21 protein-coding genes are annotated in these 23405 nt (G+C 67.2%); 4 read left to right on the top strand and 17 right to left on the bottom strand.

Going from position 1 to position 23405, the window contains the following annotated elements:
• Positions 1–11 precede the first annotated feature (11 nt).
• Positions 12–950, bottom strand: a complete 939-nt coding sequence (gene glyQ / locus IAE24_RS27640) for a glycine--tRNA ligase subunit alpha (RefSeq protein ID WP_012203218.1) — start codon at positions 948–950, stop codon at positions 12–14.
• Between the two features lie 358 nt (positions 951–1308).
• On the opposite strand from glyQ, the gene IAE24_RS27635 reads away from it, so the two are divergent.
• Both IAE24_RS27635 and IAE24_RS27630 read left to right on the top strand, forming a co-directional pair.
• Positions 1309–2424 (top strand): SPFH and helix-turn-helix domain-containing protein, encoded by a 1116-nt coding sequence (locus IAE24_RS27635; protein WP_199962266.1) that lies wholly within the window; start codon positions 1309–1311, stop codon positions 2422–2424.
• Between the two features lie 103 nt (positions 2425–2527).
• Positions 2528–3703, top strand: a complete 1176-nt coding sequence (locus IAE24_RS27630; protein ID WP_325100572.1) for a zinc ribbon domain-containing protein — start codon at positions 2528–2530, stop codon at positions 3701–3703.
• A 16-nt stretch (positions 3704–3719) separates the two neighbouring features.
• Here the strand turns inward: IAE24_RS27630 and IAE24_RS27625 are convergent, their stop codons facing one another.
• The 6 genes from IAE24_RS27625 to IAE24_RS27600 form a co-directional block, all read right to left on the bottom strand.
• Positions 3720–4835 (bottom strand): TIGR03364 family FAD-dependent oxidoreductase, encoded by a 1116-nt coding sequence (locus IAE24_RS27625; protein WP_199962267.1) that lies wholly within the window; start codon positions 4833–4835, stop codon positions 3720–3722.
• Positions 4836–4867: 32 nt separating this feature from the next.
• Positions 4868–6652, bottom strand: coding sequence for a putative 2-aminoethylphosphonate ABC transporter permease subunit (locus IAE24_RS27620; protein WP_199962268.1), 1785 nt, complete (start codon positions 6650–6652; stop codon positions 4868–4870).
• Positions 6649–7722, bottom strand: coding sequence for an ABC transporter ATP-binding protein (locus IAE24_RS27615; protein WP_199962269.1), 1074 nt, complete (start codon positions 7720–7722; stop codon positions 6649–6651). Before IAE24_RS27615 ends, IAE24_RS27620 begins: the two co-directional genes overlap by 4 nt.
• Positions 7723–7736: 14 nt before the next feature.
• A complete protein-coding gene (locus IAE24_RS27610; RefSeq protein WP_199962270.1) occupies positions 7737–8780 on the bottom strand; it encodes a putative 2-aminoethylphosphonate ABC transporter substrate-binding protein in 1044 nt (347 codons plus the stop codon).
• Positions 8781–8942: 162 nt separating this feature from the next.
• The gene (locus IAE24_RS27605) at positions 8943–9683 is read right to left on the bottom strand and encodes a GntR family transcriptional regulator (protein WP_199962271.1); all 741 of its coding nucleotides are present in this window, start codon (positions 9681–9683) and stop codon (positions 8943–8945) included.
• A 10-nt stretch (positions 9684–9693) separates the two neighbouring features.
• Positions 9694–11145 carry an NCS1 family nucleobase:cation symporter-1 gene (locus IAE24_RS27600; RefSeq protein ID WP_047217742.1) on the bottom strand — a complete coding sequence of 484 codons (1452 nt, stop codon included), beginning with the start codon at positions 11143–11145 and terminating at the stop codon, positions 9694–9696.
• Between the two features lie 209 nt (positions 11146–11354).
• On the opposite strand from IAE24_RS27600, the gene IAE24_RS27595 reads away from it, so the two are divergent.
• On the top strand, positions 11355–12236 hold the full coding sequence (locus IAE24_RS27595) for a LysR substrate-binding domain-containing protein (RefSeq protein ID WP_012203209.1): 882 nt from the start codon (positions 11355–11357) through the stop codon (positions 12234–12236).
• A 6-nt stretch (positions 12237–12242) separates the two neighbouring features.
• Here IAE24_RS27595 and rfbC read toward each other — a convergent pair whose 3' ends face one another.
• The 10 genes from rfbC to IAE24_RS27545 all read right to left on the bottom strand — a co-directional run bounded on the left by rfbC (position 12243) and on the right by IAE24_RS27545 (position 21821).
• Positions 12243–12791, bottom strand: coding sequence for a dTDP-4-dehydrorhamnose 3,5-epimerase (gene rfbC, locus IAE24_RS27590; RefSeq protein ID WP_099752600.1), 549 nt, complete (start codon positions 12789–12791; stop codon positions 12243–12245).
• Positions 12788–13678: a glucose-1-phosphate thymidylyltransferase RfbA gene (rfbA, locus tag IAE24_RS27585; RefSeq protein WP_012203207.1), complete on the bottom strand. Its 891-nt coding sequence runs from the start codon at positions 13676–13678 to the stop codon at positions 12788–12790. The genes rfbC and rfbA overlap by 4 nt, the downstream gene beginning before the upstream one ends.
• Positions 13679–13719: 41 nt before the next feature.
• A complete protein-coding gene (gene rfbD, locus IAE24_RS27580) occupies positions 13720–14622 on the bottom strand; it encodes a dTDP-4-dehydrorhamnose reductase (protein ID WP_199962272.1) in 903 nt (300 codons plus the stop codon).
• Positions 14619–15689 carry a dTDP-glucose 4,6-dehydratase gene (rfbB, locus tag IAE24_RS27575; RefSeq protein WP_065345361.1) on the bottom strand — a complete coding sequence of 357 codons (1071 nt, stop codon included), beginning with the start codon at positions 15687–15689 and terminating at the stop codon, positions 14619–14621. Before rfbB ends, rfbD begins: the two co-directional genes overlap by 4 nt.
• 164 nt (positions 15690–15853) lie before the next feature.
• Positions 15854–17077 (bottom strand): beta-ketoacyl-ACP synthase I, encoded by a 1224-nt coding sequence (gene fabB, locus IAE24_RS27570; protein WP_199962273.1) that lies wholly within the window; start codon positions 17075–17077, stop codon positions 15854–15856.
• Complete coding sequence (gene fabA / locus IAE24_RS27565) at positions 17074–17598, bottom strand: bifunctional 3-hydroxydecanoyl-ACP dehydratase/trans-2-decenoyl-ACP isomerase (RefSeq protein WP_012203203.1); 525 nt, start codon at positions 17596–17598, stop codon at positions 17074–17076. Before fabA ends, fabB begins: the two co-directional genes overlap by 4 nt.
• A gap of 178 nt (positions 17599–17776) precedes the next feature.
• Complete coding sequence (gene lnt / locus IAE24_RS27560) at positions 17777–19417, bottom strand: apolipoprotein N-acyltransferase (protein WP_199962274.1); 1641 nt, start codon at positions 19415–19417, stop codon at positions 17777–17779.
• Positions 19418–19490: 73 nt separating this feature from the next.
• Complete coding sequence (locus IAE24_RS27555; RefSeq protein ID WP_013804259.1) at positions 19491–20372, bottom strand: HlyC/CorC family transporter; 882 nt, start codon at positions 20370–20372, stop codon at positions 19491–19493.
• Between the two features lie 105 nt (positions 20373–20477).
• A complete protein-coding gene (locus IAE24_RS27550) occupies positions 20478–21203 on the bottom strand; it encodes a GNAT family N-acetyltransferase (protein ID WP_013804260.1) in 726 nt (241 codons plus the stop codon).
• A 135-nt stretch (positions 21204–21338) separates the two neighbouring features.
• The gene (locus IAE24_RS27545; RefSeq protein ID WP_012203199.1) at positions 21339–21821 is read right to left on the bottom strand and encodes an Lrp/AsnC family transcriptional regulator; all 483 of its coding nucleotides are present in this window, start codon (positions 21819–21821) and stop codon (positions 21339–21341) included.
• Between the two features lie 375 nt (positions 21822–22196).
• Here IAE24_RS27545 and IAE24_RS27540 point away from each other — a divergent pair, with 375 nt between their 5' ends.
• The gene (locus IAE24_RS27540) at positions 22197–23279 is read left to right on the top strand and encodes a Bug family tripartite tricarboxylate transporter substrate binding protein (protein ID WP_233626395.1); all 1083 of its coding nucleotides are present in this window, start codon (positions 22197–22199) and stop codon (positions 23277–23279) included.
• Positions 23280–23405: the final 126 nt, after the last annotated feature.

Genomic DNA, 23405 nt, shown 5'->3' with positions numbered 1-23405 from the left:
CGGTGTCCGCCTCAGGCGGCCTTCTTGCCCTGTTGTTCGGCGGCCTTGGCCAGCTCGGCCAGCACTTCGTCGGCATGCGCCTTGGGCGCCATGGGGAAGCCCAGGCGCGCACGGCTGTCCATATAGGCCTTGGCCACGGCGCGGGCCAGGTTGCGGATGCGGCCGATGTAGGCGGCACGCTCCGTCACGCTGATGGCGCCGCGCGCATCGAGCAGGTTGAAGGTGTGGGCGGCCTTGAGCACCTGCTCGTAGGCCGGCAGCGCCAGCTGTTCGCCGATCAGGTGGTTGGCCTGCTTTTCGTAGGCGCCGAAGGCGGTGAACAGGAAGTCGGCGTCCGAATGCTCGAAGTTGTAGGTGGACTGCTCCACCTCGTTCTGGTGGTAGACGTCGCCGTAGCTCAGGCCGTCGGTCCAGGTCAGGTTGTAGACGTTGTCCACGCCCTGCAGGTACATGGCCAGGCGCTCCAGGCCGTAGGTGATCTCGCCCGTGGCGGGCTTGCAGTCGATGCCGCCGACCTGCTGGAAGTAGGTGAACTGCGTCACCTCCATGCCGTTGAGCCAGACTTCCCAGCCCAGGCCCCAGGCGCCCAGCGTGGGATTTTCCCAGTCGTCCTCGACGAAGCGGATGTCGTTCTTCTTGAGATCGAAGCCCAGGGCTTCGAGCGAGCCCAGGTACAGCTCCAGGATGTTGTCGGGCGCGGGCTTGAGCACCACCTGGAACTGGTAGTAATGCTGCAGGCGGTTGGGGTTGTCGCCATAGCGGCCGTCCTTGGGGCGGCGGCTGGGCTGCACGTAGGCGGCCTTCCAGGGCTCGGGGCCCAAGGCGCGCAGGAAGGTGGCGGTGTGCGAGGTGCCCGCGCCCACTTCCATGTCATAGGGCTGGAGCAGCGCGCAGCCCTGGTCGGCCCAGTAGGACTGCAGCTTGAGGATGATTTGTTGGAAAGTGAGCATGACTTGTTTCAGGCGTCGCACGCAGGCCGGGGCCGCGCCGGTGAATGAGAGGCGGCTCGCGCCGCGCAAACGACGATTTTAAGGCGCCGCCCGGCCCTGCGCCTTGCTGCCGGCCTGCGGCCCCACGCCGGCAGCGCCGCCACGCGATCTGCATCAAAAAACGGAGCACGCAGTGCATACAGGCAAAGGCCATGGCGCGTGACCGCCTGGAAACAGGCCTTGCAAGGCCCGGCAGGATCATTTTTTGACAATTCACCAGGGCAGCGGCCGGTGGCCGTTCTCCCCGCCGCCATGCACGCCGCCTAGAATGGCCCATTGACCTTTTTTGTCGTGGACCACCACCGCCCCGGAGCCTGCCATGAACCTGATGAACATCATCACCAAGCAACTGATAGAGATCATCGAGTGGACCGATGACTCGCGCGACACGCTCTCCTACCGCTGGCCCGATGACGACAAGGAAATCAAGAACGGCGCCCAGCTCATCGTGCGAGAGTCGCAGCAGGTGCAGTTCGTCTCGGCCGGCCAGTACGCCGACCTGTTCGGCCCCGGCAAGCACCAGCTTTCCACGCAGAACATCCCCATCCTGTCCACCCTCCAGGGCTGGAAGTACGGCTTCAACTCGCCGTTCAAGTGCGATGTCTACTTCATCAACACGCGGCTGTTCACGGGCAACAAGTGGGGCACATCCAACCCCGTGATGGTGCGCGACAAGGACTTCGGCGCCGTGCGCCTGCGCGCCTTCGGCACCTACGACTTCCGCATCGTCGAGCCGGCCAAGTTCCTCAAGGAAGTGGCGGGCACGGACCAGAACTTCCGCATCGACGAGTTCGCCGACACCATGCGCTCGCGCATCATCAGCGTGTTCACCGAGTCGCTGGCCAAGGCCCAGGTGCCCGTGCTGGACGTGGCCCAGCGCTATGGCGAGCTGGGCGATGCGCTGCTGCCGCTGATCAACCCGGCCATGACGGACAAGTACGGCCTGGAGATCACCAGCTTCGTGCTGGAGAACGTGTCCGTGCCGCCCGAGGTGGAGCAGGCCATCGACAAGCGCTCCAGCATGACGGCCATCGGCAACCTCAACGACTACGTCAAATACCAGATGGGCCAGGCCATGACCACGGGCGGCGAAGGCGCTGCCGCAGCCACCCTGCCCGCCACCATGGCCATGGGCTTCGGCATGGCGCAGGAGATGATGAAGAGCATGCAAAACGGCGGCGGCGGTGGCGCACCGGCCGGCCAGGGCCAGGCGTCCGATCCGTTCTCGCCCGCTGCCGCACAGGCGGCCCAGGCCCCCGCAGCGCCCGCCGCCAGTGGACTGCAGGTGCTGACCCCGGCGCAGGCGGCCCAGGTGCTGGGTGTGAGCGAGGCCGATGTGCTGACCGAGATCCAGGCCGGCAACCTCAAGGCGCGCCAGATCGGCAGCCAGTGGCGCATTGCGCAAGCCGCACTCGATGACTTCCTGCGCGGCTGACATTTCCGTGGTTTGACCCTTTGCGGGGGCCCCCCCCCCCCCCCGCGGGGGGGGCCCCCCCCCCCCCCCCCCCCCCCGCGTCCCGTTTTCCAGGACCGATGCCGTGAGCGCGCCCTCCTCCAGTTCCTCCAGCACCTCGACTTCCCCCGCTTCCGGTTCCTGGGAGGCCGCAGCCGCCGCGCCGGCCATGGTGCGCAAGCACCCCTGCCCCGAATGCGGCGCAAACCTCGAATGGAATGCCCAGGCCCAGGCGCTCAAGTGCCCGTACTGCGGCACCACGGTGCCCTGGAGCGAGGAAACGCGCGAGGAACTGGGCCGCGATGTGGTCGAGCAGGACCTGGCCGAGGCGCTGCGCAACCCAAAGTCCGGCCGGGGCTGGGGCACGGAGGACCGCTACGAGGTCCAGTGCCAGAACTGCCGTGCCATCTCGGTCTTCGTGAACCGCACCGTGGCCCAGCGCTGCGACTTCTGTGGCTCGCCCTCCATCGTCGCCCATGAGGAGCAGGGCGATGCCATCACGCCGCAGAGCATCCTGCCCTTCAAGATCAGCGACGGCCAGATCCGCGACCGCATCCGCCAGTGGTACGGCAGCCGCTGGTTCGCGCCCAACCGCCTGAAGTCCGCCGCGCTGACCGACACGCTGCACGGCGTCTACCTCCCCTACTGGACTTTCGACGCCCACGCCAGCGCCGACTGGCAGGCCGAGGCGGGCTTCTACTACTACACCACCGAGTCCTACCGCGACAGCAACGGCAACGTGCAGACGCGCCAGGTGCGCCATGTGCGCTGGGAGCCGGCCTCGGGCAGCCTCGCCCATTTCTTCGACGACGAACTGGTGCCCGGCACCGTGGGCGTGCACGCCAACCTGCTGCGCCAGGTGGAGCCCTTTCCCACCACCACCGACCTCAAGCCCTACACGCCCGAGTTCGTGCGCGGCTGGACCGTGGAGCGCTACCAGATCGACCTGGGCAAGGCCGCCCAGGTCAACGTGCAGGACATGGACGAGCAGCTGCGCGCCCTGTGCGCGCGCCAGGTGCCCGGCGACACCTACCGCAACCTGCAGATGCAGCGCGAGTACCAGGGCCGCACCTTCAAGCACATCCTCGTGCCGGTCTGGCTGGTGGGCTACACCTACGGCAGCAAGACCTTCCAGATCATCGCCAACGGCTACACGGGCCAGATTGCGGGCGAGCGCCCCTACAGCGCCCTCAAGATCACGCTGGCCGTGCTGGCCACGATCATGGTGCTGGCGCTGCTGTGGGTGATGTTCGGCCAGTAAGTAGGCCGGCTGCCGCTCACCACGCGTTCCAGACCTCCTCGGCCAGACCGAACGCCGTGCTGGCGCCGGACCCACCCGTCACAGCGACCACGCGCGTGGCCTCGTCGGGCGCATGCACCACGCAGGGCGCGTCCTGCGCACTCGGGTAGACGCCCACCCAGCGCTCCACCACCTGCGCATCGCGCAGGTTCAGGGCCTCGTTCATGTGGCGCAGCATCAGCCGGTCCACGGCTTCGCTGGCAAAAGGCGGGGGCGCTGCTCCGTAGTGGTGGGAGTCGCCCACCACCAGGCTGCCATCAGCGCTTTGCACGGCGATCAGGTGGATGCCGTGGGCCAGGCTCTCGCCCTCCTCCCGCTCCAGTTCGGCGCGCAGCGCGGCGGCTTCGGGCAGGGCGCTGTAGCCCTCGTATCTGACCATGCTCAGGTCACCCATGACCGAGCCCTTGAGCCGAAAGCCCGGCTGCGGCCGCACGCGCAGCATCTGCAGCTGGCACAGCTGGATGCGGTGCGGCGCCCACAGGCCGGCGAACAGGCCGCCCGGGTCGGCGTTGTTGCAGACCACCACGCGTTCGCCGTGGTAGCTGGCGCGCGTGCTGCGCACCCGGGGCGCGGCCACGTCGAGCACGGCCTCGCCAAAGCGGAAATCCACGCCCATGGCCTGCTCCAGCCACTGCGCCAACCTGGGAATGGCTGTGCGCGACTCCACGCGCAGCTCATGCGGGCTGTAGAGCACGGCGGACAAATCCCCGGTACGCAGTGCAGGATGGCGCTCGCCGGCCTGGGCCGGCGTGAGCAGCTCGCAGCGCTCGCCCATCGCCGTGCTCAGGAAGGCATGGAGCACGGCCTCGGCGCTGGGGCGGCGCGCCGTCAGCCACAGGCCGCGGTGCACGACCTCGATGCCGGCCTGCGGCGCGATCTCGGCCCAGGTGTCGCGCGAGCGCATGGCACGCCGCCAGTGGGCACCGGCCTGCTGGCCCGTGACGGTCACAAAGCCGAAGTTGCGGATGGAGGCGGAGATGCAGGCCGCGTCGCGCTCGATGACAAGCACGCTGCGGCCACGGCGCGCAGCCGCATAGGCGTGGGCCAGGCCGACAATGCCGGCCCCCACCACGATCAGGTCGTAGTTCTTCATGGGAAAAAACGGAGGGAGGAAGAGAGAAGGGATCAGCGCTGGCGCCAGCGCTGCGTGCGCCGCTGCACCCAGGCATCCAGCGCCGCGATCAGCAGCCGGCCCGTGGCGGCGGTGGCAAAGATCAGCGTGGCCATGGCGGCGGCCGGCGCGGTGTCGCCCGCGTCGTCCATGGCCAGCACGGCCACCGAGGCCAGCGTGGTCTCGGGCGAGTAGAGGAACACCACGGCCGACACCGTGGTCATGGCGTTGACGAAGAAGTAACCGGCCACCTGCATCACTACGGGCATGCACACCGGCAGGTGCACGCGCCACAGCAGCGTCCAGAAGGCCACGCCCAGAGAATCGGCCACGCGCTCGTATTCGGCATCGAGCTGCTGCAGCGCGGCCAGTTGCGTGATGTGCGCCACCGAGAAGAAATGCGCCACCGAACACAGCACCAGGATGGCCATGCTGCCGTACAGGAAGTGCAGCGGATTGCCCTGGGCATTGAAGAACAGGATGTAGCCCAGGCCCAGCGCCAGCCCCGGCACGGCCATGGGCAGCGTGGCCACGGCATGCAGCCACTGGCGCGTGCGTTCCCAGCGCTGGGGCTTGGCCACCAGGTAGGCGGTCACAAAACTCAGCACCGACCCCACCACCGCCGTGGCCAGCGCCATGGACAGCGAGTTGCCATAGCTGGCCCAGCCGCCGCCGTCCATCATGTCGAAGCGGTAGTTCTTGAACGTCAGCGTGAGGTTGTAGGGCCAGTAGCTGACCAGGGAGGCCAGCACGGCCGTGCCCATGACGGCCAGCAGCGCCAGCGCCACCAGCGCGCTGTACGCAAGCAACGCGCGGTCCAGCGGCGCATGGGGCTGGGGCACCAGCGGCACGGAGCGCACGCCCATGGTCGCCGCCTGGCGCGCACGCAAATGGCGCTCTGCCGCAAAGGCCAGGCCCGCAGGCACCAGCAGCAGCATGGCCACCACGGCACCCATGGACAGCTTTTGCTGGCCTATGACCTGCTTGTAGATATCGGTGGCCAGCATGGCCGTGTTGCCGCCAATGACCTTGGGCACGCCGAAGTCGGTCACCACGAGCACGAAGACCACGATCCAGGAAATCATCAGCCCGTAGCGGCTGGCCGGCAGCGTGACCTGGCGGAAGCTGCGCCAGCGGCTGGCGCCCAGCGTGGCGGCCGCCTCGTACAGGCGCGCATCGCCCGAGGCCAGCGTGGTGCACAGGATCATCAGCGCATGCGGAAAGGTCCAGAGCACCGAGCCCACGATGATGCCGAAGGGCCCGTAGGCCGAGCCCCCCTGCAGCCAGCCCTTGAGCAGGCCCTGGCTGCCGAACAGGTAGATCAGGCTGATGGCCATGAGCAACGAAGGCGCCAGCAGCGGCACCAGGGCCAAGCCCCGGAACCAGCGCGCCAGCGGCATGCAGCTGCGCACCACGCCATAGGCGTAGACATAGGCCAGCAGCACGCAGACCGTGCTGCTCACGGCCGACAGCCACAGGCTGTTGAACAGCGATTGCGCCACGCCCGGCATGCGCGCATAGGTGATGAACTGGGCCAGGCCCGTGAAGCGGCCCGCATCGTCCCAGAAACTTCTGCCCAGCAGGCTGGCGACCGGCAGGGCGATGGTGGCCAGCAGCCAGGCCAGTGCCCCCAGCACCAGGGCGCCCAGCCACCAGCGCTCCCAGCCTGCGCTGCGCCCCCGCGGACGCACGGGCCCTGCAGGCGCGCTGCGGCGGGCGGGAACGGAGCGGTCCACGGGGACGGGGACGGGCACGGGCACAGGCACGGAAATGGCCGTGTCCATGGGATGCGCGCTCATGCGGCCTTCCTCGCATCGGGCGCCGCCAATGGCTGCAGCGCGGCGGCGGGCAGCTCCATCAGCACCTCGCCCTGCAGCCAGTCGGGCAGGCCCACGTCGTGGCGCAGGGGCCACTGGGCGTCAACCTGGCATTGCAGCGTGGGGCTGAACAGGCGCACCAGGGCCATCGATCCCAGGAACGAGGTCTCCACCACGCGGGCGCGGAACAGGTTGGCCAATGCCGTGGGCTGGGCCGGGTGCAGCACCACGCTTTCGGGCCGCACGCCCACCAGCAGGGCAGCGCCAGGCTCGAAACCGGCCAGCGCGCAGCGCAGGCTGGCCTCGCCGATGCGCACCTGGTCCGCCGATTCGGCCGTGGCCGGCAGCAGGTTCATGCGGCCCACGAAGCCGGCCGCGAACTGGCTCACGGGCCGGGCATAGAGCTGCTCGGGCGAGCCCTGCTGCTCGATGCGGCCCTGGTGCATGAGCACCACGCGGTCGGCCATGGACAATGCCTCTTCCTGATCGTGCGTGACCATGATGGAGGCGATGCCCAGCTGGCGCTGCAGCTGGCGGATCTCGCTGCGCAGCTCGGTGCGCACCTGGGCATCGAGCGCGGACAGCGGCTCGTCGAGTAGCAGCAGGCGCGGCCGGGGCGCCAGCGCGCGGGCCAGGGCCACGCGCTGCTGCTGGCCGCCCGACAGCTGGGCGGGGTAGCGCTGGGCCTGCGCGCCCAGGCCCACCAGCGACAGCATCTCGGCCACACGCTCGCGCGCCTGCGCCGCAGGCTGCCCGTTCAGCCCGAAGGCCACGTTCTGCGCGGCTGTGAGATTGGGAAACAGCGCATAGCTCTGGAACACCACGCCAAAGCCACGGCGTGCGGCCGGCCAGCGCGTGATGTCATCGCCCTGGAACAGCACCCTGCCCTCGTCAGGCATGTCGATGCCGCAGACGATGCGCAGCAGCGTGGTCTTGCCGCAGCCCGAAGGGCCGAGCAGGCTGACGAACTCGCCCGTCTCCACGTTCAGGTCAATGCCGCGCAGCACCTGCTGATCGCGGTAGCGCTTGGCGATATGGTCTATGCGCAGCATGGCGTGGCTCCGGCTTACTTTTTCTCTGCCTTGGCTTCGTAGCGGCGGCTCCACTCGGCCAGGATGCGGTCGCGGTTATCGGCGGCCCAGTTGAAATCGTTCTTCGCCAACCGCTTTTCCAGATCGGCAGGAATGAACTCCAGCTTCTCCTGCGCCTCGGGCAGGGCCAGCACGGCGAAGTTGGCGGCGTACAGCTTGTTGGCCTCTGGCGTCACGGCCCAGTCGGCCAGGGCCTTGGCGGCTTCCTGCTTCTTGCTGGTCTTGAGGATGGCCGTGGCCTCCACGTCCCAGCCCAGGCCTTCCTGCGGGAAGACGATGTCGATGGGCGCACCGTCCTTTTTGGTCTTGCTGGCGCGGTACTCGAAGCTCAGGCCCACGGGAAACTCGCCGGCCCCCGCCTGGCGGCAGGGCTTGGAGCCGCTGTGCGTGTACACGCCCATGTTCTGGTGCAGGCCGTCCATGTAGGCCCAGCCTTTTTCCTCGCCCATGATCTGCAGCCAGGCCGCGACCATCAGGTAGCCCGTGCCGCTGGAGGCCGGGTGGGGCATGGTGATCGTGCCCTTGAACTCGGGCCTGACCAGATCGGCCCAGCTGGCGGGCACCGGCAGCTTGCGCTTGCCGGCCTCCACGGTGTTGAAGCAGATGGCCGAGGACCACAGGTCCATGCCCACCCAGGTCGGCTGCGCGCGCGGATCGCGCATGTTGGCGCGCACCTTGTCCAGGCCCTTGGGCGCATAGGGCTGGAGCATGCCCTGCTTGTCCAGCAGCATCAGCGAGGTGGCGGCCACGCCCCAGATCACGTCGGCCTGGGGATTGGCCTTCTCGGCCAGCAGGCGGGCCGTGATGATGCCCGTGCTGTCACGCACGAACTTGAGTTCGATCTCGGGATGGACCTTCTCGAAGCCGCTCTTGTAGGCCTTGATCTGGTCGGCCTCCAGCGCGCTGTAGACCAGCAGCTCGGTCTTGGCCGCGTGGGCCAGGGAGGCGAAGGAGGCGACGGTCAGCGCCGCAGAGGCAATGGCGAGGCGGCGGCCCAGGGAGGCAAGGGTGTGGCGCATGGCGTGGCAGTTCCGTTGTGGGTTCGTGGACAGGTGGCAGGTTCACCACCTCTGACACCAACTTTAGGAAGCGCAGGTGAAACGCCCGTGTCACACAACGGAAATTTGACGAAGCGGGTATTGGCGGATTTGGGTGCCCCACCCATCGCCCACTCCGTCTCTTCAGCCGCGCGGCTTGCCCCTGCCTGTGCGCGTTGCCTGGGCGGCCTGGGGCTGCAGCGCATCCAGCAGCCGGTCCTGCAGGCGCGCGCGGTGGGCAAGGTTCTCATCCAGCCGCGCGGCCAGCGCGTCGATGTGCTCGCGCATCAGTTGCTCGGCGCGCGCCATGTCGCCGGCCGCCAGCGCATCGACGATGGCCTCGTGGTCGGCATTGGAGTGCTGGGCCTCGGTCTGCGACTGGTACAGCGCAGACACCAGGGTGGTGCGCGCCGAGAGGTCGGCCATCATGGCCGTGAGAAAGCGGTTGCCCATCTGCTCGGCCAGGCAGACGTGGAAGTCGGCCAGCAGCACGCTGCGCTGGCCGGCGTTGTCGGCCTCGGCGATGGCGCCCCGCTCCTGTGCCACATGCTCGCGCAGCGTGCGTATGGCCGCCTGCAGCGGCCGGCCCGCGTCGCGCAGCATGCCGGACTCCAGCACGCGGCGCGCGGCATAGGTTTCCTGGGCTTCCTCGAACGAGGGCTCGACCACGTACCAGCCCTGGCGCGAGCGCACCTCGACGAAGCCGCGCGCCTGCAGCTGCATCAGCGCCTCGCGCACCATGGTGCGGCTCACGCCGAAGACCTCGGCCAGTTCCTTTTCGCCCAGGCGTTCGCCAGGGCGCAGCTTGCGCTCGACGATGGAGCGCATCACGCGCTCGGCGATCAAGGCCGGCCCGGTGGCCGGCACATCCTGTGGCTCGGACATGGCAGCCTCCTCAGGCCGCGGCCGGAATGCGGCGCGGGCGCAGCGTGGCCATCACCCAGTACACGCTGCCGCCGATCAGCACGCCGAAGAACCAGCCGTAGGTGCCCCACCAGACCGGCAGCAGGCTGGTGAAGTTGGGCAGGATGGTGGAGAACACGCTGCCGATGCCCGTGGCGATCAGCGCGTTGACGTTCCAGCCGCCCTCGTAGCGGTACTCGCCATGTTCGTCATACAGCGCGGCCACGTTGATGTTGCCCTTGGCCACCAGGTAGTAGTCCACCAGAATGATGCCCAGCAGCGGCCCCATAGTGGCGCCGATGGCGTTCACGAAGTGGGCAGCGCCGCCCTCCCATGGTGCAAAGGGGTAGAGAGCCAGGGCGATCAGTGCGGCGATGTATCCGCCGCGCTTGAAATCGATGCGCTTGGGAAACACGTTGGAAATATCGAAGGCCGCCGAGACGAAGTTGGCCACCACGTTGATGCCCAGCGTGGCCACGGCAAAGGTGACGGCGGCCAGCAGGGCCAGCACCCAGCTGTCGAACTTGGCCGAGATCTGCTCGGGGTGCAGCAGTACCTCGCCATAGACCTTGAAGGCCGCAATCGTGGTGATGCCGGCCACCAGCGAGAAAGCGATCAGATTCACGGGCAGGCCCCAGAGGTTGCCCTTGGCGACCGCTTCCTTGTTCTTCGCATAGCGCGAGAAGTCGCAGAAGTTCAGGTACAGCGCCGCAAAGTAGGTGATCCAGGTCGCGCCCACGGCCATCAGCGCCCAGAAGCTGCCCGGCGCGCCGCTTACCCCCGCATCCTTGGTCTTGTCCAGCAGCACATCCATGGGAATGCCGTGGTCGAAGCTGAAGCCGCCGGCCTTCACGCACAGGCCGATGGCCAGCACCAGCATGGCGATCCACACGGCAGGCCCGGCCCAGTCCTGGAATCGCCGCACGGTCTCCATGCCCCTTTGGATGATCAGCAGCTGCAAGGCCCAGATGACCACGTAGCAGATCACCTCCAGCCCCGAATGGCCCAGCCAGTGCGTGGTCTGGTGGAAGGACAGCAGGGCGTCATTGCGCACCATCAGCGCCACCATGGCGCCCGAGGCGGCCGCCGTCTGCGCCCCGTACCAGAAGCAGGCCACGATGGCTCGCACCAGTGCAGCCAGATTCGCGCCCCAAACCCCGAACGAGGCACGCGCCAGCACCGGATAGGGCACGCCGGTCTTCTCGCCCGCATAGCCCACCAGGTTCATCAAGAAGAAGATGACCAGGGAGCTGATGCCGATGGCGATCAGAAAATTGACGAAGCTGCCGCACAGCAGAAACAGGCTGGCCGCCAGGTAGTAGCCCCAGAGGCTGTGCACGTCCGAAGTCCAGACGTTGAAGATGCTGAAGGCGCCCCAGCGGCGGTCCCTGGTGGGCGCCAGATCTTCGTTGTAGAGACCTGGCGAGGGGTTGCGGATGTCCATTGATGCGCTCCTTGACCACGAGTAATCACTGACACAAGACCAGCCGAAACCCATGATCAGCTGGCACACAAACTGGCACGCAAACTGGTATGCAAGAAGTGTGCCTTCGGGCGCAGAAGTTTTTTCCCGGGACATACCCGGCCACCGCAGGCCTTCAGGCTGCGGCGACATGGTGAAATATGGAGCCGCCCCCTCCCTCCCGCCCCGCCATGTTCGTCACGCAGCTCAAGTCCTTTTTCTGGGTCGCCCGCCTTGGCAGCATCACGCAAGCCGCGCGCCAGCTCGCACTGAGCCAGCCCACCGTGACCACCCAGATCCGCGCGCTGGAAGAGCACTACGGCGTGGAGCTGTTCCATCGCCAGGGCGGACGGCTGTCCATCACCGATGCCGGCTTGCGCCTGCTGCCCCAGGTCGAGCAATTGCTGCTGCAGACCATCCAGCTGGAGTCGGCGCTGCGCCATTCGGGCGATGCCAGCCAGGGCCAGCTGCGCATAGGCGCGACGGCGCCCTACTACGTGCTGGACATCGTCAAGCGCTACCAGCGGCGCTTCGAGCGGGTGGAAGTGGCCATCGTGGGCGGCAACTCGCGCCAGATGGTGCAGGCGCTGGTGGACTACCAGGTGGACCTGGCGACCTCATCGCACCTGGAAGGTGATCCGCGCCTGCTGCGCGTGGAGTTGGGCCAGGACCCGCTGGCCCTGCTGGTGCACCGCAGCCACCGGCTGGCGCAGCGCACCATGGTGCAGGCATCCGATCTGGTGCACGACACGCTGATCCTGCGCGAGCGCGGCTCCATGACGCGCCAGCTCACCGAACAGATGCTGGCCGCCGCCGGCCTGGCACCGCGCCACATCATGGAAATCGCCAGCCGCGAAGCCATCCGCGAGGCCGTGATCCGCGACATGGGCATCAGCGTCTTCGCCCGGCATGAAGCCTCGGCCCACCCCGACATCGTCGTCCTGCCCTTCGCAGGCCCCGTGCCGCGCCTGCCCGAATACCTGTACTGCCTGCGCGAACGCCGCCAGGCCCGGCTGATCGCCGGCTTTCTGGAGGAAGCCGTGCCGGGCGGGGTGCTGCCGGACCAGATGTGAACTGGCTCAGGCCAGCTCGGCATCCGCCAGCAGCGGCTGCCTGAGGTCCTTGTCCGACAGCGACAGCTCCACATCGAGCTGCGGCCATTGCACGCCGATGGCCGGGTCGTCCCAGGCAATGCCGCGATCGGCCTGGGGCGCGTAGAAGGCCGTGGCCTTGTAAAGGAAGTCGGCGCTGTCGCTGAGCACCATGAAGCCGTGGGCAAAGCCTGGGGGCACCCACAGCTGGCGGTGGTTGTCTTCCGTCAGTTCGGCGCCCACCCACTGGCCGAAGGTCGGCGAGCCCTTGCGGATGTCCACGGCCACGTCGAACACGGCGCCGCGCACCACGCGCACGAGCTTGCCCTGGGCATGGGGCGGCAGTTGGTAGTGCAGGCCGCGCAGCACGCCTTTCTTGCTGCGACTGTGGTTGTCCTGCACGAACTGGTGGTCCGTGCCCGTGGCCTGGTTGAAGGCCTGCTGGTTGAAGCTTTCGAGGAAAAAGCCGCGATCGTCACCAAACACCTTGGGCTCGATCAGCATCACCTCGGGAATGGCCTGGGGTGTTGCCTTCATGCGTGCACCTTTTCCTTGAGGATCTGCAGCAGGTACTGGCCGTAGCCATTCTTGGCCAAGGCCTGGCCCAGCGTCTCGAGCTGGGCGCGATCTATCCAGCCCTGGCGGAAGGCGATCTCCTCGGGGCATGACACCTTCAGGCCCTGGCGCTGCTGCAGCGTGGCGATGAACTGGCCGGCTTCCAGCAGGCTGTCGTGCGTGCCCGTGTCCAGCCAGGCATAGCCACGGCCCATGAGCTCCACATTGAGCTGGCCCTTGTCCAGATACAGGCGGTTGAGGTCGGTGATTTCCAGCTCGCCGCGCGCCGAGGGCTTGATGGACTTGGCCAGCTCAACGACCTGGTTGTCGTAGAAATACAGGCCCGTGACCGCGTAGTTGCTCCTGGGCTGCTTGGGCTTTTCCTCCAGGGAAAGAACCCGGCCCTGGGCATCGAACTCGGCCACGCCATAGCGTTCCGGGTCCTGCACATGGTAGGCAAACACCGTGGCGCCTTCGCTGCGCGCGTCAGCGCGTTCGAGCAGGCGGGGGAAATCGTGTCCGTAGTAGATGTTGTCGCCCAGCACCAGGGCGCTGGGGGCGCCGGCCAGAAAGTCTTCGGCAATCAGAAAGGCCTGGGCCAGGCCATCCGGGCTGGGCTGGACGGCGTACTCCAGCTTCAGGCCCCACTGCGAGCCGTCGCCCAGCAATTGCTCGAAGCGCGGCGTGTCCTGCGGGGTGCTGATCACGAGGATCTCGCGGATGCCCGCGAGCATGAGGGCGCTCAGCGGGTAGTAGATCATGGGCTTGTCGTAGACCGGCAGCAGTTGCTTGCTGATGGCCAGCGTGGCCGGGTGCAGGCGGGTGCCGGAGCCGCCCGCGAGGATGATGCCTTTGCGTGTCTGGTTCATGTCCTGGATCCTGGGGTTCTTGCTGAAGCGCGCAGCCACGCTCAGATGATTTCCTGCAGCATGCGGTCCACGCCTGCCTGCCAGTGCGGCAGGCGCAGGCCGAAGGTCTGCTGCAACCGGTCGGTGTTCAGCCGGGAATTGTGCGGACGCTGCGCCGGGGTGGGAAAGGCGCTGGTGGGCACGGCAGCTATGCGCTGCACCTTCCAGGGCCGGTCGGGCGCGAGTTCGCGGGCGCGGGCGATCACGTGGCTGGCATAGGCGTGCCAGGTGGTCTCGCCACCGGCCACCAGGTGGTACAGGCCCTGGTCGCCGGGTTGGCGCTGCAGCTGGCGAATGGCATGGGCCGTGACGTCGGCGATGAGGTCCGCACCCGTCGGTGCGCCCCATTGGTCGTCGATCACGCTCAGCGCCTCACGCTCCTGGGCCAGGCGCAGCATGGTCTTGGCGAAGTTGCCGCCGCGCGCCGCATAGACCCAGCTGGTGCGAAAGATCAGGTGGCGGCAGCCCGAAGCCTGGATCAGTTGCTCGCCTTCGAGCTTGCTGCTGCCATAGACGGACAGCGGCGCCGTGGCCTCGGTCTCCGTGCGCGCGGCGCTGCCGCTGCCGTCGAAGACGTAGTCCGTGCTGTAGTGCACCAGCAGCGCACCGGTCTGCACCGCCTCGCGGGCCAGCACCTGGGGTGCCAGCGCGTTGAGCAGCCGCGCCTGGTCAGGCTCGCTTTCGGCCTTGTCCACGGCCGTGTGGGCTGCGGCATTGACGATGACATCGGGACGCAGAGCGCGCACGGTGCGTGCAAGCTCATCGAGGTGCGAGAGATCGCCGCACAGGCCCTGGCCACCGGCGTCGCCCTGGCGGTCCAGCGCAATCAGTTCGCCCAGTGGCGCCAGGCTGCGCTGCAGCTCCCAGCCCACCTGGCCATTGCGGCCCAGCAGCAGCAGCTTCATGCACCGGCTCCGTCGGTGTACTGGCGGTTGACCCATTCGCGGTAGGCGCCGGACTGCACATCGGCCACCCATTCGGGGTTGTCCAGGTACCACTGCACGGTCTTGCGGATGCCGGTCTCGAAGGTCTCGGCAGGCTTCCAGCCCAGTTCGCGCTCGAGCTTGCGCGCGTCGATGGCATAGCGCCGGTCATGGCCGGGCCGGTCCTTCACATAGGTGATCTGTGCGCTGTAGCTGGTGCCATCGGCCTTGGGGCGCAGCTCGTCGAGCAGCGCGCAGACCGTGTTCACGATCTCGACGTTGGGCTTCTCGTTCCAGCCGCCCACGTTGTAGGTGTCGCCCAGCCTGCCCGCCTCCAGCACGCGGCGGATGGCGCTGCAGTGGTCGCGCACATAGAGCCAGTCGCGTACCTGCATGCCGTCGCCATAGATGGGCAGCGGCTTGCCGGCCAGGGCGTTGACGATCATCAGCGGGATCAGCTTCTCGGGGAAGTGCAGCGGGCCGTAGTTGTTGCTGCAGTTGGTGGTCAGCACGGGCAGGCCGTAGGTGTGGTGCCAGGCGCGCACCAGGTGGTCGCTGGCGGCCTTGCTGGCCGAGTACGGGCTGTTGGGCTCGTAGAGGTGGTCTTCGGTGAAGGCCGGTGCCGCAGGCGCCAGGCTGCCGTAGACCTCGTCGGTGGACACATGCAGGAAGCGGAAGGCCGCCTTGGCCTCGGCATCCAGCGCGCTCCAGTAGCCACGCACGGCTTCGAGCAGGCGGAAGGTGCCGACCACGTTGGTCTGGATGAAGTCCTCGGGGCCATGGATGGAGCGGTCCACATGGCTCTCGGCCGCGAAGTTGACCACGGCGCGCGGCCTGTGCTCGGCCAGCAGACGGGCCAGGGTCTGGCCGTCGCCGATGTCGGCCTGCACGAAGACATGGCGCGCATCGCCTTGCAGGCTCTCCAGGCTTTTGAGGTTGCCGGCGTAGGTGAGCTTGTCCACGTTGAGCACCGGCTCATCGCCGGCAGCCAGCCAGTCCAGCACGAAATTGGCGCCGATGAAGCCAGCGCCGCCTGTGACAAGAATCATGGTTCAACCTTGCAAAATTTCATTGTTCTTGGGGCGGGGATCCGGCAGCAGCATGGGGTGCTGCCTCCCGCCCAGCCTGGGCATTGTCGGCGCTCACCAGTAAAAAAGCCCGCAGGAGGCGGGCTTTTTCCTTCAGGACACGCCTTTTACACACCAGGGCGTGTTCACTGGCCCTGCCAGCGGCGCAGCACCAGCGAGGCGTTCGTGCCACCGAAGCCGAAGCTGTTGGACAGCACGGTGTTCAGTCGCGCATCGCGCGTGCGGGTGACCAGGGGCATGTCGCCCAATGCCGGATCGGGCGTGTCCACGTTGACCGAGCCTGCGATGAAGCCCTTGTTCATCATGATCATGCAGTAGATGGCTTCCTGCACGCCGGTCGCGCCCAGCGAGTGGCCGGTCAGCGACTTGGTGGAGGAGAACGGCGGCATCTGGTCGCCGAACAGGGCGCGCATGGCGCGCACTTCCTGCATGTCGCCCACAGGCGTGGAGGTGCCGTGGGTGTTGATGTAGTCCACGCCGCCTTCGATGCCTTCAAGGGCCTGCTGCATGCAGGCGATGGCTCCGTCGCCCGAGGGCGCGACCATGTCCTCGCCATCGCTGGTGGCGCCAAAGCCCACGACTTCGGCCAGGATGTTCGCACCCCGGGCCTGGGCGTGCTCCAGGCTTTCCAGCACCACGGCACCGCCGCCGCCTGCGATCACGAAACCGTCGCGGTTGGCGTCATAGGCGCGCGAAGCCTTTTCGGGCTGGTCGTTGTGCTTGCTGGACATGGCACCCATGCCGTCGAACAGCAGGGCCATGCCCCAGGACAGCTCTTCGCCGCCACCGGCAAACATCACGTCCTGCATGCCCCAGGCAATCTGCTGTGCCGCAGCACCGATGCAGTGCGCCGAGGTGGAGCAGGCCGAGGTGATGGAGTAGTTGATGCCCTTGACCTTGAAATTGGTCGCCAGGCAGGCAGACACCGTGGAGCTCATGCAGCGCGTGACCTGGTAGGGACCGACGCGGCGAATGCCCTTCTCGCGCAATGTGTCAGCCGCCTCGATCTGGTTGGCCGGCGAGCCGCCGCCCGAGCCCATGATCAGGCCCGTGCGCGGATGGCTGACTTGCTCGGGAGCCAGGCCGGCCTGGGCGATGGCATCTTCCAGCGCGATCTGCGCATAGGCAGCGGCATCGCCCATGAAGCGCAGCTGCTTGCGATCGATCCGTGCCTCGACGTCGATCTCCGGCACACCGGCCACCTGGCTGCGCATGCCCAGTTCGGTGAACTTCGGCATGGCCTTGATGCCCGTGCGGCCCTCGCGCAGCGAGGTCTCCACGGTATCGAGGTCGTTGCCGATGCACGAGACAATGCCCGCGCCGGTGATGACTACGCGACGTTTGGTCATGCTGCCGTTCCCTGGCCTTCACCCTCGCGCAGGAACAGACCCACGCGCAGGTCATTGGCCACGTAGATTTCCTTGCCATCGGCCAGCAGGCGTGCATCGCCGATGGCCATGTTGAGCTTGCGCTTGATCACGCGCTTGATGTTGATTTCGTAGGTCACCAGCTTGACGTCAGGACCCACTTCGCCAGTGAACTTGACCTCGCCGGCGCCCAGGGCGCGGCCGCGGCCGGGAAGGCGCAGCCAGGTCAGGTAAAAGCCGATCAACTGCCACATGGCGTCCAGGCCCAGGCAGCCGGGCATGACGGGATCGCCCCGGAAATGGCAATCGAAGAACCAGAGATCAGGCTTGATGTCGAGCTCGGCGACGATCTTGCCCAGGCCGTGGGCGCCACCATCGGTGTCGATGTGCGTGATGCGGTCGAACATCAACATGGGAGGCAGGGGAAGACGTCCGCTGTCTGCGGAAAACAGCTTGCCTTCGCCCGAAGCGATCAGTTGCTCATACGAAAAAGAATCGGCCATTGTCTAACTTGCTCCACGGCGGCACTGACGCCACCTCTATCTCTGAATGGGTGCGGCCCGCAGCGGACCATGCAGCCGCGCATTATCGGGGTTGAACGTTGCCAGACTGCAACAAAACCCCGAGGCCGCATCAAAACTCTGCCACAAAAGCCACGCCGACCCAGGTCGCGGGCCTTGGCTACAGCCCCTGGACCGGCCGCTTGCGGCGCCTGATCCACGCCACCGCCAGCACCGCCAAGGCAGCCAGGCACAGCGGCACCAGTCCTGCCGCGTGCACCCAGCGCGCGAATGGCGTCAAGGCCTCGCGCCCCTGCACGCTGGCCTGCAGCACGGCACGCTCGTAAGGCACCAGCGCCTGCGTGACCACACCCCGGTGGTCGATGGCAACCGTGGCGCCGGTGTTGGTGGCGCGCAGCATGGGGCGCTCGAATTCCAGCGCGCGCATGCGGCTGATGGCCAGATGCTGGTCGATGGCCACGCTGTCGCCAAACCATCCGATGTTGCTGAAATTCACCAGCACCGTCGGCGCCGTCGCCGCGTTGCCAAAATGCGCCCCCAGCTCCTCGCCAAACAAATCCTCGTAACAGATGTTGGGCGACAGACGCTCGCCGGCCCAGGCCATGGAGGGCTGGCCCAGCGCGCCGCGGTTGAAGTCGCCCAGCGGTATGTTCATCATCTGCGTGAACCAGCGGAACAGCGGCGGGATGAACTCCCCGAAGGGCACCAGATGGTGCTTGTCGTATTGGTAGTCCTGGATCTGGCCGGGCTGCCAGCCCACGACCGAGTTCGTGTAGCCGGCCTCTTCCGACCCCAGGGGAATGCCCAGCAGCGCTGCCTGCCGGCCGTCCTTCTTCAGATACGGTTCGCGCAGCAGGTCCAGGTATTCCTCGGGCAGTTGCTGGGGCAGCAGGGGTACGGCCGTCTCAGGCGCCACGACCAGTTGTGCGGTGGCCGCGCGCAGCTCGCGCCCGTACCAGCCCAGCGCCAGCGGAATGCCGCTGCCGGCCTCGAATTTCTCATCCTGCGGGATATTGCCCTGCAGCAAGGCCACGCTCAGCGCCGGCCGTTCGGCCGACGGTGCATTGATGGCGGCATCGCGAAGCCACCACAGCCCGCCCCAGGCCAGGACCAGCGCCGCTGCAGCGGCCACCAGGCGGACGGGCCGGAGACCCTGTCTGTCCAGCAAGGCAGCCAGCCCATACGCCAGCCAGGCCGCCACGGCGCCCGTGCCATAGACGCCAATCCAGCGCGGCAGCACGGACAAGGGGCCTTCCACATGGGCATAACCGCCCGCGCCCCAGGGAAAGCCGGTCCACAGCCAGCCACGCGCCAGCTCGGCCAGCAGCCAGACGGCGGAAAACAGCAGCGCGCCACCCGCCGCACCAGCAGGGCGCAGCCTTTGCCAGCCCCAGGCGGCCACCGCGTAGTAGCTGCCCAGAAACGCCGCAAGCGCCAGCACGGCGGCAACGGCCAGCGGCGCAGGCAGGCCGCCGTAGACATGCATGGAGATGAACAACCACCAGAAGGTGGCCACCAGCCAGGCCGTGGCGAAGAGCATGGCACGCCCTGCCGCCTGGGCCGGACGCTGCGCCGTCTGCAGGGCACGCGCCAGCACGGCCAGCGACAGAATCTGCAGCCACCACAGCGGGCGGCCATAGCCGCCGATGAGGCTCAGCGGCCCGTCACCTTGCCCGCGCGCCCAGGGCCAAGCCAGTGACAGGGCCTGCGCTGCACCGGCCACAAGCAGCAGCATGCCCTGGGCGAACCGGCCCATGCGCCGGCCGTCTTGCGAGAAAGCGGAAGAACTGGACAGGGGCATCGGCCGGTTGTGCGCAAAAAGAGGTAGGTCTCGGGTGAGAGAGGTCCAGCCAAGGGCAGGTTCAGGCGCAGCCTCAGCTGCGCAGCAGGCTGTCGGCGGCGGGATCGCGCACCACCTTGAACCAGCGCACGGCGCCGCCCTTGGTGTGCAGCACGGTGAATTCCAGGCCCGCCAGATGGATCTGCTCGCCGCGCTTGGGCACATGGCCCATTTCGTGGGCGATCAGGCCGCCGATGGTGTCGAACTCATCGTCGGGATCGCGGGCATGCAGGGCGACCTCGAAGGTCTCGTTCACATGCTCGATGGTGGTGTCGCCCGCCACGCGGTAGCTGTTGTCGGCCAGGGCGAAGATATCGCCCTCGTCCTCGGGGATGTCGAACTCGTCCTCGATCTCGCCGACGATTTCCTCCAGCACGTCCTCTATGGTCACAAGGCCCGCCACGCGGCCGAACTCGTCGATGACCACGGCGAGGTGGTTGCGGTTGCCCCGGAATTCGCGCAGCAGATCGTTCAGGCCCTTGCTCTCCGGCACGAAGGCGGCGGGGCGCAGCAGGGCGCGGATGTTCAGGTCCGGCGAACGCTGCAGCTTGAGCAGGTCCTTGGCCAGCAGGATGCCGATGATGTTCTCGCGCTCGCCCTGGTAGACCGGGAAGCGCGAATGGGCCGTGGTGATGACCTGGTGCAGCAATTCATCGAACGGCGCGTCGATGTTGACCAGGTCCATGCGAGGGGCTGCGACCATGACGTCGCCGGCCGTCATGTCGGCCATGCGGATCACGCGTTCGAGCATGACGCGCGACTCGGGGCCGATGACCTGATTGTCCTCGGCGTCGGCCAGGGTCTCGATCAGCTCGTCGGGAGAGTCGGGGGCCGGGTGAATGAACTCGGCCACCTTTTGCAGGAAGCTTCGCTTGCTTTCCTTCTCGGAAGAGCGCGCAGGATGGGGGTCGGACACTGTCTTGGAGTGCAGGACGTGCGGTAGTGAAACAAGCTGCAAGGATAGCGGATTGCTCCGTCACCCCTGCATGCGCTGCGCCAATTCCCTTGCGGCGTTTTGCGCTTATTCGCCGGCCTGGTGGCGGCCATCCTGCACGCCACGGCGGATTTCCTGCACGTCGGCCAGGAAATCCCAAAACTGCTTGGCCTGCTTCTTGAACTGGTAGTCCACCTCGCCGATGTGCTCGGTCATCAGAGACGCCATGTGCGTGTCGATGCCGGCGGGCGGCAGTTGCAGGTAGGCCTCGGATTCGGAGCCATCGCGCTTGATGGTGGCGCCGGCCTTGCGCGCAATCCTGAGCATGGCCGTGTTCTCCGACAGCGCGTGGATGAACATCATGGACACGCCCTTGGTGCGTGCATGGATCACGGCGCGGTTGAACAGGCGCCCGCCATAGCCACGGCCACGTGCCTGCTTGAGCACGGAGACGCCGAATTCGGCGCAGCTCTTGTGCTCGGGATGCGAGGCAAAGGCCAGGTGCGCCATGGCGATCAGTTCGAGACGGCGGTTGTAGATGCCGAAGATGTCATCGCGCTCGAAGTCGAGCTGCATGGCATAGCGGCGGACCTGCTCGTCGCTGGCGGCATAGCCGAAGCGCAGGTAGCGGTCACCTTCATCGAGCTTGAGCAAATGCGCCACCACGCGCTCGCGGTGGGACGGGCCCAGCGAGCGAATGGGCACCATGGACGCGGAGCGCCCATCGGGACGGTGCGGCTGGCCTGCGCTCGCACGCAACATGTCCCGGCCGGCCTGCCAGGACGCCTTCAACCAGTCTTTGGATGCATTCATGGCTCAAATATAGGTAAAAACCCGATGTCGAGCAACGGAGATATTGCAATGCAACAAAACCGTAAGGTTTTGGCATGCAAACCAATTTCCCTCCCTGCACTTCTCGACGGCCAGGCCCTGTCCGAGCCTTCGTGGCTACAGAGGCACCGCCGTGGTCACCTTCACCCGGTCCATCACGAAGCTGGTCTTGCAGTCCTGCACGCTGGGGTGCTTGAGCAAGGTGTCCATGACGAAGCGCGTGTAGTGCTGCATATCGGCCACGACCACGCGCATCAGGTAGTCCATTTCGCCGGTCAGTGACACGCATTCCACCACCTCGGGCCAAGTCTGCACGCTGGCGCGGAACACGTCCATGGGGTTGCGCTTGCTGGTCTCGGTGTACTTTTCCAGGCGCACGTTGAGATAGGCGGTCAGCCCCAGGCCCACCGTCTCGGGCTGGACCAGGGCCACGTAGCGATCGATCACACCGCCGTCTTCCAGGCGCTTGACCCGGCGCAGCACGGCGCTGGGAGACAGGCCGACCTGCTCCCCGATGACGTCATAGGTTTCCCGGCCGTTGGCCTGCAGGCGGCGCAAAATGGCCCGATCCAGTTTGTCGATGTTGTGCGTGGCGCTCATGGCGGTGGACTCGTAAATAAGTACGGATTTCTTCAGGGTTAACCCGAATTAACCAGTTAAATTGCGATAAACGAAAGAATTCCGCAATTTTCATGCATTTCGCATTTTCCCTCCACGGGCAAACGGCAAAAAGCTGAAGCCCCTCCCGCCTACAGTGACAGCACCGATCGAGAAGACGCAGGCGCCGGCCATGGCGCCCGTCCGACTGTCCTGCACTGAACTGGCCGGAGATCCCCATGAATGCCCCGCTGAACCAGGCTGCCGCCCAGGCCTGCGCGCAAACAGCCAAGCGCCAACGGGACATGCATCGTCCACGCCTTCCGGCCTGCCCACGCTGCCTATACTGCGGGGATCGCCTCCATTTCGCTTCACGCCATGACGCCCCGCCACGACGCCAACCGCGCCATGTCACGCCATGCCCGAGCGCCTGCGCCAGCCGGCCCGCAGCCGTCGGCCCGGTTGGCGCGGCGCAGCCTGCTGGCAGCACTGGCCGCCCTGCCCTGGCTGCCTGCGGCGGCGCAGGCCCAGCCGCTCTCCGCCGCCCAGACGCGCGATGCGAAGTCCGACTCCCTGACCCTGATCGTTCCCTATGCGGCCGGCGGCCCGCTGGACCGCACGGCACGGCCGCTGGTCGAGGCCAGCACCGCGAAACTGGGAGCCATCCAAATCCTCTATGTGCCGGGCGACGGCGGCGCCAAGGGCTCCAACATGGTCGCCCAGGCCACCGCCCAGGACCGCTTGCTGCTGATGGGCGCGGCCGCCACCCATGCCGTGCTGCCCTGGCTGCAGCCCCAGCTGGGCTACGACCCGCTGCGCGACTTCCAGCCGCTGGTGCTGGTGGCGCGCATGCCCAATGTGCTGGTCATGCGCAGCGATCTGGCACGCCAGTGGCGCATACGCACGCCGCTGGACCTGCAGCGCTTTCTTGCCAAGCACCGCCAGCCGCTGCGCTATGCCTCGGGCGGGCCGGGCAGCAGCGGCCACCTGTCGGGCGAGATGTACCAGATGCTCACGCGGCTGCCGCTGCTGCACCTGCCCTTCGGTGGCACGCAGCCGGCACTGTCGGCCCTGCTCGACGGATCGGCCGACCTGCTGTTCGACAGCCTGGCGTCTTCGCTGCCGCACATCCGCGCAGGGCGGCTGCAGGCCCTGGCCGTGACCACGCTGGAGCGCGCGCCCCTGCTGCCCGAGGTGCCCAGCCTCAACGACACGGTGCAGGGCTTCAACATGGCCAACTGGTTCGGCCTGTTTGCGCCGGCCAGCTGGCCCGCGGAACAGGCGCAGCGCCATGCCGCCGCGTTCTCGCAGGCCATGCGCAGCCGCCCGGTGCAGGACACCCTGTCCGCCATGGGCGTGCTGCCCGAAGAACTGCAACTGCAGGAGTTCGCGCGCTTTGTGCGTTCCGAGCACAGCAAATACGGCCTGCTGGTACAGGCCGCCCGAATCCGCCAGCTCTGAGCCGCGCAGGTGCCTTGCCTGCCCCCGGCCCGGGGCGGCAATGACAAGATCCTTGGAGAGCACCATGATGAGCACCGCAGCGACCCCCACCTCGTCCCACGCCCCCGCCCACTCCGGACTCGATCA

It is taken from the genome of Delftia sp. S65 (genome assembly GCF_016516495.1).
In the GTDB taxonomy this organism is placed as follows: Bacteria; Pseudomonadota; Gammaproteobacteria; order Burkholderiales; family Burkholderiaceae_C; genus Comamonas; species Comamonas acidovorans.
This window is presented reverse-complemented; position numbering and strand designations above follow the sequence as displayed.

Excerpts from the sequence above, each read along its gene's own strand:
- glyQ (WP_012203218.1), bottom strand. The coding sequence starts at position 950 with ATGCTCACTTTCCAACAAATCATCCTCAAGCTGCAGTCCTACTGGGCC.
- IAE24_RS27635 (WP_199962266.1), top strand. The coding sequence starts at position 1,309 with ATGAACCTGATGAACATCATCACCAAGCAACTGATAGAGATCATCGAG.
- IAE24_RS27625 (WP_199962267.1), bottom strand. The coding sequence starts at position 4,835 with ATGAAGAACTACGACCTGATCGTGGTGGGGGCCGGCATTGTCGGCCTG.
- IAE24_RS27620 (WP_199962268.1), bottom strand. The coding sequence starts at position 6,652 with ATGAGCGCGCATCCCATGGACACGGCCATTTCCGTGCCTGTGCCCGTG.
- IAE24_RS27615 (WP_199962269.1), bottom strand. The coding sequence starts at position 7,722 with ATGCTGCGCATAGACCATATCGCCAAGCGCTACCGCGATCAGCAGGTG.
- IAE24_RS27610 (WP_199962270.1), bottom strand. The coding sequence starts at position 8,780 with ATGCGCCACACCCTTGCCTCCCTGGGCCGCCGCCTCGCCATTGCCTCT.
- IAE24_RS27605 (WP_199962271.1), bottom strand. The coding sequence starts at position 9,683 with ATGTCCGAGCCACAGGATGTGCCGGCCACCGGGCCGGCCTTGATCGCC.
- IAE24_RS27600 (WP_047217742.1), bottom strand. The coding sequence starts at position 11,145 with ATGGACATCCGCAACCCCTCGCCAGGTCTCTACAACGAAGATCTGGCG.
- IAE24_RS27595 (WP_012203209.1), top strand. The coding sequence starts at position 11,355 with ATGTTCGTCACGCAGCTCAAGTCCTTTTTCTGGGTCGCCCGCCTTGGC.
- rfbC (WP_099752600.1), bottom strand. The coding sequence starts at position 12,791 with ATGAAGGCAACACCCCAGGCCATTCCCGAGGTGATGCTGATCGAGCCC.
- rfbA (WP_012203207.1), bottom strand. The coding sequence starts at position 13,678 with ATGAACCAGACACGCAAAGGCATCATCCTCGCGGGCGGCTCCGGCACC.
- rfbD (WP_199962272.1), bottom strand. The coding sequence starts at position 14,622 with ATGAAGCTGCTGCTGCTGGGCCGCAATGGCCAGGTGGGCTGGGAGCTG.
- rfbB (WP_065345361.1), bottom strand. The coding sequence starts at position 15,689 with ATGATTCTTGTCACAGGCGGCGCTGGCTTCATCGGCGCCAATTTCGTG.
- fabB (WP_199962273.1), bottom strand. The coding sequence starts at position 17,077 with ATGACCAAACGTCGCGTAGTCATCACCGGCGCGGGCATTGTCTCGTGC.
- fabA (WP_012203203.1), bottom strand. The coding sequence starts at position 17,598 with ATGGCCGATTCTTTTTCGTATGAGCAACTGATCGCTTCGGGCGAAGGC.
- lnt (WP_199962274.1), bottom strand. The coding sequence starts at position 19,417 with ATGCCCCTGTCCAGTTCTTCCGCTTTCTCGCAAGACGGCCGGCGCATG.
- IAE24_RS27550 (WP_013804260.1), bottom strand. The coding sequence starts at position 21,203 with ATGAATGCATCCAAAGACTGGTTGAAGGCGTCCTGGCAGGCCGGCCGG.
- IAE24_RS27545 (WP_012203199.1), bottom strand. The coding sequence starts at position 21,821 with ATGAGCGCCACGCACAACATCGACAAACTGGATCGGGCCATTTTGCGC.
- IAE24_RS27540 (WP_233626395.1), top strand. The coding sequence starts at position 22,197 with ATGACGCCCCGCCACGACGCCAACCGCGCCATGTCACGCCATGCCCGA.